Origin of the sequence: Cypionkella sp. (assembly GCF_034376685.1) — a bacterium.
GTDB lineage: Bacteria > Pseudomonadota > Alphaproteobacteria > Rhodobacterales > Rhodobacteraceae > Cypionkella.
In genome coordinates this window covers 1-4,578 of sequence record NZ_JAXMJJ010000060.1, presented here as the reverse complement: position 1 = coordinate 4,578, position 4,578 = coordinate 1, and the positions used below count along the sequence as shown (strand labels likewise).

4 protein-coding genes and 1 pseudogene are annotated in these 4,578 nt (G+C 57.5%); all 5 read left to right on the top strand.

Going from position 1 to position 4,578, the window contains the following annotated elements:
• Window positions 1-206: pseudogene (locus U1A24_RS12090) on the top strand (ATPase); the annotation flags it as partial.
• A gap of 242 nt (window positions 207-448) precedes the next feature.
• Window positions 449-1,474 carry an amino acid ABC transporter substrate-binding protein gene (locus U1A24_RS12085; protein WP_322322220.1) on the top strand — a complete coding sequence of 342 codons (1,026 nt, stop codon included), beginning with the start codon at window positions 449-451 and terminating at the stop codon, window positions 1,472-1,474.
• Window positions 1,475-1,609: 135 nt separating this feature from the next.
• Window positions 1,610-2,863: an amino acid ABC transporter permease gene (locus U1A24_RS12080; protein WP_305250287.1), complete on the top strand. Its 1,254-nt coding sequence runs from the start codon at window positions 1,610-1,612 to the stop codon at window positions 2,861-2,863.
• 1 nt (window position 2,864) lies between these two features.
• Window positions 2,865-4,175 carry an amino acid ABC transporter permease gene (locus U1A24_RS12075; protein ID WP_305250286.1) on the top strand — a complete coding sequence of 437 codons (1,311 nt, stop codon included), beginning with the start codon at window positions 2,865-2,867 and terminating at the stop codon, window positions 4,173-4,175.
• A 13-nt stretch (window positions 4,176-4,188) separates the two neighbouring features.
• Window positions 4,189-4,578, top strand: a 390-nt coding sequence (locus U1A24_RS12070) for an ATP-binding cassette domain-containing protein (protein WP_322322219.1), incomplete at its 3' end; no start/stop codon positions are given.

Below are 4,578 nucleotides of genomic sequence, written 5' to 3'. Positions count from 1 at the left end.
ACCTAGTGGCGATTTCCGGATCGCTCGTTCTGGGTCTTGCCGTTGCCCACCAAAGGCTGACGGGTGATCAGGCTTTTGGTCTGAGCCGAATCGATGAGAAATGGCAGAGCGAGCTTTGGGGCGAAGACGAGGATGCCGCCGCGCTGGAGGCGTTGCGGCAGGAGGCTTTCCTGACCGCAGAGCGATTCTATACTTTGTGCGGGTAACAATCCTGCCCAAATGACGGGCGCGACGACGCCATCTTGCCCGATGCCGCTTTGAAACCGCCTGAATGCAAAGAATTTAGGCAAATTCCCGCGACACGCTTGACCTTTCAAACCGCTTCGGAGGAAACTAGCTCCACTGGGAGAGGCTCACCTCCACTAGTTCCGTCCCCGTCCGCCCATCAACCGGCCTCGGGGCATATAAAAACGTCGGCCCAAGGCCGACTACTCAGGATGAGGTAAGAATGAAACAATCCGTATTCCTCGGCACCCTCGCCGCAGCCACCCTTTTCGCAGGTGTGGCAATGGCGCAGGGCACCTCGACGCTTGATACCGTCAAGGCCCGTGGCGAACTGAACTGCGGCGTCAATACCGGTCTGGTCGGCTTTGCCGCTCCGGATGCAAGCGGTAACTGGCAGGGCTTTGATGTAGCTGTTTGTAAAGCCGTCGCCGCTGCAATCTTCGGCGATGCGTCGAAAGTGGTCTATATCCCGACCACCTCGTCGGACCGGTTTGAACAGCTGACTTCGGGCAAGATCGACTTTCTTGTCCGCAACACCACTTGGACCTTCTCGCGCGATACGGATCTGAAAATGGATTTCGTTGGCGTGAACTACTATGACGGTCAGGGCTTCATGGTTCGCAAGGATCTGGGCGTGTCTTCCGCAAAAGAGCTGAACGGCGCAACGATCTGTATCCAGACCGGCACCACCACTGAACTGAACCTGGCTGACTACTTCAAAGCCAACAATATGGCTTACACAGCGGTTCCGATCGAAACCAACGCTGAAGGCGAACAGCAGTATCTGGCTGGTGCCTGCGATGCTTACCCCACCGCTGCAACGGGCCTTGCAGCCACCCGCGCTGCTTTTGCAGACCCTGATAACCACATCATCCTGCCTGAAATCATCTCCAAAGAACCGCTTGGGCCTGCCGTGCGTCATGGTGACAGCGCTTGGGGTGACGTGATTCGCTGGACGATGAACGCGCTGGTTGCTGCCGAAGAGTTCGGCATCACTTCGGCCAACATCGACGAACTGGCAACATCGTCCCAGAATCCAGAAGTTCAGCGTTTGCTGGGCAGTTCGGACAACTTGGGGGCGATGATCGGTCTTGACGTCGAATGGGCGAAAAACGCGATCAAGGCCAGCGGCAACTATGGCGAGATCTTTGCGGCAACCATCGGCGAGTCGACTCCGATCGGTCTGGCGCGTGGTCTGAACGCACAGTGGACCCAAGGCGGTCTGCTCTACACCCCGCCGTTCCGTTGATCGACTGACAATCAAGGGCGCGCTTTCATGGCGCGCCCTTTCTAACAGTGAGAACAGGGTTATCCGCAGCGTCGGGGGGCAGCCCCCAAACACAAGGGCAAAGCCCAGGGGCGTGCGGACTTCAGGGGAAAATAAATGGCCGTAGTCACGGAAGAACCGAAAGCCAGCTTTCGGCTCGGGATGCTCATATACGACACCCGCTATCGCTCCATCACCATTCAGATCGTTGTGCTCATGCTTGTCATGTTGGGGGCCGCTTGGCTGATAGACAACCTTTTGCGCAATCTTGATGCGCTGGGCCGGGGCATCTCGTTCGGATTTTTGTGGAACCGTGCGGGCTACGATATCAACCAGACGCTTGTAGAATACACCAATGACAGCAGCCACGCCCGCGCAACCTTGGTTGGTCTGCTCAACACGCTGCTGATTGCCTTTTTGGGCTGTATCGCGGCAACGGTTGTTGGGGTGATCGCAGGGGTTCTGCGCCTGTCTAACAACTGGGTGATTGCCCGATTGATGACGGTTTATGTGGAGATATTCCGCAACATCCCACTTTTGCTGTGGATTTTGATGGTCTATACCGTGTTCACCGAGGCATTGCCTGCGCCAAATGCGTTCCGTGGTGAAAACCCGGCGGCGTCGATGGTCCTGTTCGACACGGTGGCTTTTACCAACCGCTACACTGCTGTTCCGTGGCTGGTGTTTGACAATTCGATGGGCTGGCTGTCCTTGGGGCCGATCTGGCTGAACCTTGACCTTGCGCTGATCGTTGCCGCGCTGGTCGGTGGCTTCCTGATCAACCGCACGATCCTGCGTCGTGCGACCCGCATTCAAGAGGCCACCGGCCTTCGGCCCACCACATGGTGGCAGTCGATTCTTGCGCTGTTCGGTCCGATCATTCTGGTCTTCCTGTTCCTTGGCACCCATCTTGATAACCCCAGCTTGCAAGGCTTTAACTTCACCGGCGGATTGCAGGTGTCGAACTCGCTCGTGGCGCTGTGGCTTGCCCTGACGCTCTACACGGCGGCCTTCATCGCCGAAATCGTCCGCGCCGGGATCAACGCCATCTCTCGCGGGCAATCCGAGGCGGCCTTTGCCCTTGGCCTGCGCCCTGGTCGCACGATGAACCTGATCATTTTGCCACAGGCGCTTCGGGTCATCATTCCGCCGCTGATCTCGCAATACCTGAACCTGACCAAGAACTCGTCGCTTGCCATCGCCGTCGGTTACATGGACCTGCGCGGCACGCTAGGTGGCATCACGCTGAATCAGACGGGGCGCGGGCTAGAGGCGATGATGCTTCTGATGCTGATTTACCTGATCATCAGTTTGCTGATTTCATCGGCGATGAACGTCTACAACAATTCCGTCAAGCTGAAGGAGCGCTGAGATGAACACCAGCACAAGCACCTTCGTGCGCACCGAAATGCTGCCCCAGCAAACACCTCCAATCACCGAGGCAGGGGCTGTGAAATGGGTGCGCGAGAACCTGTTCTCGTCCGTCCTGAACGGCATTCTGACCGTTCTGGGTGTCGCGGTTGTCGTCTACATCACTCTGCAGATAGCACCTTGGCTCTCCCGCTCGGTCTGGGTTGCCAGCAGTCTGTCCGAATGCCGTCAGATCATCGCTGATCGGTATGGTGAAGGCGCTACCGGCGCCTGCTGGGCGGTTATCCGCGAACGTTGGCCGCAGTATCTGTTCGGCTTCTACCCGTCGCATCTGTATTGGCGCCCGGTTCTGACCTTTGCACTGCTCTGCGTCGCTGTTGCTCCAGTGTTGTTTGATAAGTTGCCACGCCAGATGCTCTGGTTCTCGCTGGTTTACCCCGCTGTCGGCTTCTGGCTTTTGTGGGGCGGGTCGGTCTGGGTGCCCGTGATGGCGCTCGCAGGTTTTGCCATCGGCTATGCCGCTGCAAAGATCGTGCAACCCCTTGCAGGCACCATCGTCGCCACCATCGCCGCCGTTTTGGCTCCGGTCCTGTGGTGGTTGTTCCTTGCTGGCCCTGCTGCTGACGCGATGCAATCCATCCTGCCGATTGCGCTCCAAGGTGTGCGATCACGTGAATTTGGCGGCTTTGTCCTTGCCTTCACAATTGGCTTTACCGGCATTGCCTTTTCGCTGCCCTTGGGCGTGATGCTTGCGCTTGGCCGTCAGTCCGACATGTTCATCGTCAACAAACTGTCGGTCGGGTTTATCGAGTTCATCCGGGGCGTGCCGCTGATCACCCTGCTGTTCACGGCCTCATTGTTGCTCAACTACTTCCTGCCGCCGGGCACCGATTTTGACATCATCCTGCGTGTCATCATCATGGTGGTGCTGTTCGCGGCCGCCTATATCGCCGAAGTGGTGCGCGGCGGTCTCGCCGCCCTGCCACGCGGCCAATATGAAGCGGCGGATGCGCTTGGCCTTGATTACTGGAAGGCGCAACGCCTGATCATCATGCCGCAGGCGCTGAAAATATCGATACCCGGCATCGTGTCCACCTTTATCGGCCTTTTCAAAGACACCACGCTGGTGGTCTTCGTCGGCCTGCTGGACCCGCTAAAAGGCATCACAGACGCCGTCCGCGCCTCCACCGACTGGAAGGGGATCTATTGGGAACCTTACATCTTTGTCGGCGCTATCTTCTTTCTCTTCTGCTTCGCCATGTCGCGGTACTCGATGTATCTCGAAGGCAAGCTGAAAACCGATCATCGCTAAGGGAGCCGGAAACATGTCCGAAGCCATCGCCCGCGAAATTGACCACAGCCATATGCAGGTCAGCGACGAAGTTGCTATCCAGATCACCCAGATGAACAAGTGGTATGGCACATTCCACGTTCTGCGTGACATCAACATGACCGTTAACCGGGGGGAACGGATCGTGATCTGCGGCCCGTCCGGTTCGGGTAAATCCACCCTTATCCGCTGCATCAACCGGCTGGAAGAACACCAGCAGGGTCAGATCATCGTTGACGGCACCGAACTGACCTCAGACCTGAAAAACATCGACAAGGTCCGGTCCGAGGTCGGGATGGTGTTTCAGCATTTCAACCTGTTCCCGCATCTAACCATTCTTGAAAATCTGACGCTCGCGCCGATCTGGGTCCGCAAGGTGCCAAAG